Source organism: Pedobacter sp. 01N416 (assembly GCF_056399685.1).
In genome coordinates, this window is record NZ_JBFTRT010000394.1 from 1 (window position 1) to 4,829 (window position 4,829).

A 4,829-nucleotide genomic window follows, 5' to 3' on the forward strand; every position below is an offset into this window, starting at 1 on the left:
CACTTATAGTTTTTGTCGATCCCTTTAAAATTAATGCCTTCAATTTCATTATTTGCCGAAAGGATAGCAGGTTTTGTAGCAAAAGGATAATAATATTCAATGTCAGGATTATTTTTGAGCATTTTTTTTGTTTCTCCATCAAGTACGAAGGGAGAATGCTCAAAAGAATTATTCAGATCGTAACGGGTCACTTGCACATCGCCCAAATAGCCTCTTACTTTATCCTGAATTTCAGTTTTAAAGCCTTTTATAATGGCTATAGAGAGAATCATAACAGCCAAACTCAACATCACGCCTGCTATTGCAATACGCACGATAAGTTTTGAAAAAGTACGCTCAGATTTAATGGCTATCCGCCCTGCGATGAAATATTCGAAATTCAATTTAATCAATTTGTATTAACAAAAATGCTCAATTCCTTTTTAAAAATGGCATTTTCGGAAATAAATAACCAACTTTAAACATCAATTTTTAAGTTGTAACAAGAAAATACCAATAGCATAATTGAAATATATTGTAAATTGTTTTGTTATAATACCGGAAGATTAGAATAATACTCAAAATGAAAAATTACATCAGCTTTGCTTTAACCAGTTTAATTGCATTATCGGCCTGCGGACAACCCAAACCACTTGAACAGGAAGTTCTTGGAAAGAAAAGCCCTGAAAACAGAAAACTGATGATCAGGACTGTTAAACTGCCATCGACAATTAAAACCGGTGCAGAACAGACCGAAAAATACCTCCCGCTTCTAAAAGGAAAACGTGTGGGTATGGTGGTTAACCCCACATCAATTATCGGTACGCAGACTTCGGTTGATAGCCTGCTGAAACGAGGTGTTAAAATCCAGAAGATATTTGGTCCTGAGCACGGTTTTAGAGGTAATGCCAGTGCAGGCGTTACCGTTAACGATGATGTTGACACCAAAACAGGTATAAAAGCCATCTCGCTTTATGGTAAACACAGTACACCAACGACTGAAGATTTAGCAGATATCGACATTATGGTGTTTGATATCCAAGATGTTGGTGTTCGTTTTTATACCTATATCAATACCTTACAGCACGTTATGGAAGCCTGTGCAGCAAACAATAAAACGCTGTTGATTTTAGATCGCCCCAATCCAAATGGTTATTTAATTGATGGGCCGATTTTAGACCCAAAATTTAAATCGGGCATTGGCGTGCAACCTATCCCTATTGCGCATGGCTTAACGGTTGGCGAATATGCGCAGATGTTAAATGGCGAAGGCTGGTTGAAAGATAAGGTGAAATGCAAGATTACCATTATCAAAAATGCCAATTACGACCATGATATGGAGTATACTTTACCAGTTAAACCCTCTCCTAACCTAAATACACAGCAATCTATTTTACTTTACCCATCTACCTGCTTATTTGAGGGCACCTATTTAAACCACGGCCGCGGAACGATGTTTCCATTTACTGTTGTTGGGGCACCGTACCTTAAAGGGAAATTCGATTTCAGTTTTACGCCGAAAAGTATAAAAGGAATGTCAGAAACACCATTGTTTCAGGATCAGGTTTGTTATGGCTTAGATTTAAGAACTTACGATACCTCAAAACTGGTAAAATCGAAACAGGTAAACATCAGCTGGTTAATCGAACTGTACAAGGCATCCCCAAGAAAAGAAGATTTCTTTAACACCAAGCTGAGCAAAGAAATGGGTACTATCGAAAGATTAGTTGGTGTGGCAGATTTCAGGCAACAGGTAATCGACGGAAAAAGTGAAGCAGAAATTAGGGCGAGCTGGGAACCAGGACTAAGTGCATACAAAACCATGCGGAAGAAATATTTGCTATACAATTAATTATTGAATGAGAGAGGGATTGAATGACTGAATGATCGGATTGCCCCTTGCAATTATTTTCAAACTTAATAGAAAGAGGTTTGTTATTATAGATGATTGATAAGCGCTGTGCTATTCAATCATTCAAAAACTTAATCATTCAATCATTTTAGCTATGAGCGGTCCGAAAATTAAAAGTGATAAACCAGGAAGCAATTACCAGGAAGAAGTGCCCAAAGGCAGGGAGCCTGTTGACCATAAAACGGTGAGGCATAAAAACGACAGCACCCCTAATAAAGCACCAAAAACAAATAATCCGGCTAAGCAAAGAGAATTAGAGGAGCAGCCGGTTCATCCGATAAAAAAGGCACCTAAAGAATAATTTTAAAAGCACTATCATTGCAACTGGAGTATGACTTAATATGGTCATTTAGAACAGATTATCGACTGCGTTTCACTCCGCTCTAAATGACGATTTTTATATCATTTTGTCTATTTACTACTTGCTTTTAAAAACGACAATAAAATTTTCTCATCGTGTGCCAAGCCTAATTTACCGGTTGTTTTGTTATTATTCATTTTCTTGATATATCTACTAAGCTCATTGTTTTCATAAGCGGTGAGCAATAACGGATATACATAAGAACTCTTGCAAACAGCCCTGGTATTGCCTAATTTTTTCGCTACACAATCTAAAACCGTTACAATTGTTTTTTTTGAATTTAAGTTAAAATCTTCATCAGCACTGCACTTCGAAAACTGGCGCAACGCTTCTAATGTTCCACCCCAGGTTCTAAAATCCTTTGCCGTAAAATCATCGCCTGTAATTTCTTTAATGTAAGCGTTTATTTTGCCTGAATCGATACTTTTATGTTCTTTCCCGTTCGAATAAAATTGAAATAATTCCTGCCCGGGAATGTCCCTGCATTTCTTGACCAGTTTTGCCAGCGACCGATCATTTAACTCTACTTTTTGCCGAACACCTTTTTTTCCAACGAAATCCATGGTAATTTTACTTCCTTCGATTTTAACATGCTTATCTCGAAGTGTAGTTAAGCCAAAAGAACCGTAAAGCTGTTTATAACTTTCGTTACCCACACGGATTAGTGTTTTTTGCAGTACATCTACAGAAATGGCCAATACTTTGCGTTCATCGAAATCTTTTCTGCGGAGGTCTTTTTCCAGGTTTTTCCGTGCATTGGGCAATGCTTTTCCAAATTCCAATAAACGGAAATATTTAGCCTCCGATCGGCGGCTGGTCCACTTTGCATGGTATTTATATTGTTTCCGGCCTGCAGCATCAATACCAGTAACCTGTAAATATGCATTTGGCTTACTGGCAATCCACACATTTTGCCATGCGGGTGGAATAACTAAGGCCTTTATCCGGTCGAGGTGTTTCTCTTCGGTAATTTTGTTGCCCTCTTTATCTTCGTAATAAAACTTTCCCGGTTTCCCTTTCCGGTAAATCCCCGGCATGGTATCGGTAACGTACACCAATCCGTTTGCTTTAACAACATCTTTGCCTTGTACCATTTTTGCCTATAAGTATGGGTTTATTTTTAGTTATTTTGCAAAACTTAAACGTGGGTAGCCACGTTATTTTTAGAAACACAACACTTTCTTTATGAAAATAGTTTTTATGGGTACGCCCGATTTTGCGGTAGCCTCTTTAGATGCCTTGGTACAAGCCAATTTCGATGTAGTTGCTGTGGTTACTGCGCCAGATAAACCTGCAGGCCGTGGCCAAAAATTGAATGAAAGTGCAGTAAAAAAATATGCTGTAGAAAAAGGAATTCCTGTTTTACAGCCTGAAAAGTTAAAAAATCCTGAGTTTATTGAAGAACTAAGATCTTACCAAGCCGATTTACAAGTGGTAGTGGCTTTTAGAATGCTACCAGAAATAGTTTGGAATATGCCGGCTAAAGGAACCATCAATTTACATGGTTCGTTATTACCGCAATACCGTGGTGCAGCCCCGATTAACCATGCCATTATAAATGGAGAGAAGGAAAGTGGCGTAACTACATTTTTCCTTAAACAGGAAATTGATACCGGTGATATCATCCTTAGCGACAGTGTGCCCATTGCCGACGACGAAACTGCGGGTGAGTTGCATGATAAACTGATGGTTGTTGGCGCAAATCTCCTGGTAAAAACACTACTTGCTATCGAAGCCAATAATATAATAGAGCAGCCACAGCCACAAAATGGTGATTTAAAACATGCGCCGAAGATTTTTAAGGAAGATTGCAAAATCGACTGGAACAACCAGGCGCAAACCATCCATAATTTAATCCGCGGTTTAAGCCCTTACCCAACTGCTTTTACCTTACTCAATGAAAAAAATTTAAAGGTATTTAAGGCCGAAATAGAAGATAAAGAGCCAGGCATTGTAGCCGGAGGCTTTTTAACCGATGGTAAAACTTATTTGAAATTTGCCGCAAAAGATGGTTTTATCAAACTTTTAGATATCCAATACGAAGGAAAAAAACGAATGCTGATCGAAGATTTTTTAAGGGGAATGCGGTTGTAATTTATCTATGAACGGTCGTCATGCTGACCTGTAGCGCAGCGGAAAGCTACGCAGTAAATTTAATTCAGGGTCTTTATAGCATAAAAGATGCTGAACTAAATCCGATAACTATCGGATCAGCATGACGACAGTATTTTATATGAACAATTCTTTTTGGAAAGCAATTGCAGTGGCTTTAGGCTTAAGACAGCCCCGCTCCCGCTTCTGCAAATTTGATCCCGATGYAAAATCGGGAACATCYCGCTTTGATCGGGTTTAAGTGGCCACAAAAGTGCTTCTGTTTAGGGTTAAATAAACCCGACCGGCAGCGTTATCCCGATTAAGTATAGTTTATCTTGTAAAGCAAATTTTATCGGGATTAAGCAAAGGCCGGGACCAGCCCAAACCGAAGCACTACAGGTTTTGCTTTCCAAAAAAATTGAACAGTTTTTAAGGATATGATAGATGCTGAACTAAATTCAGCATGACGACCAAGGTAATCCG

General features: G+C 38.5%; 4 protein-coding genes and 1 pseudogene. 3 read left to right on the forward strand and 2 right to left on the reverse strand.

Annotated elements, in window-relative coordinates:
- Positions 1–383, reverse strand: a pseudogene (locus tag AC1DND_RS19670) (ABC transporter permease); the annotation flags it as partial.
- A 179-nt stretch (positions 384–562) separates the two neighbouring features.
- Here AC1DND_RS19670 and AC1DND_RS19675 point away from each other — a divergent pair.
- Both AC1DND_RS19675 and AC1DND_RS19680 read left to right on the forward strand, forming a co-directional pair.
- Positions 563–1,831: an exo-beta-N-acetylmuramidase NamZ family protein gene (locus AC1DND_RS19675; protein ID WP_477584201.1), complete on the forward strand. Its 1,269-nt coding sequence runs from the start codon at positions 563–565 to the stop codon at positions 1,829–1,831.
- 154 nt (positions 1,832–1,985) lie between these two features.
- Positions 1,986–2,192, forward strand: coding sequence for a hypothetical protein (locus AC1DND_RS19680; RefSeq protein WP_029279784.1), 207 nt, complete (start codon positions 1,986–1,988; stop codon positions 2,190–2,192).
- Positions 2,193–2,302: 110 nt separating this feature from the next.
- Here the strand turns inward: AC1DND_RS19680 and AC1DND_RS19685 are convergent, their stop codons facing one another.
- Positions 2,303–3,346, reverse strand: a complete 1,044-nt coding sequence (locus tag AC1DND_RS19685) for a DNA topoisomerase IB (protein ID WP_477584203.1) — start codon at positions 3,344–3,346, stop codon at positions 2,303–2,305.
- Between the two features lie 91 nt (positions 3,347–3,437).
- On the opposite strand from AC1DND_RS19685, the gene fmt reads away from it, so the two are divergent.
- A complete protein-coding gene (gene fmt, locus AC1DND_RS19690; protein ID WP_477584205.1) occupies positions 3,438–4,346 on the forward strand; it encodes a methionyl-tRNA formyltransferase in 909 nt (302 codons plus the stop codon).
- The last annotated feature ends 483 nt before the right edge of the window (positions 4,347–4,829 follow it).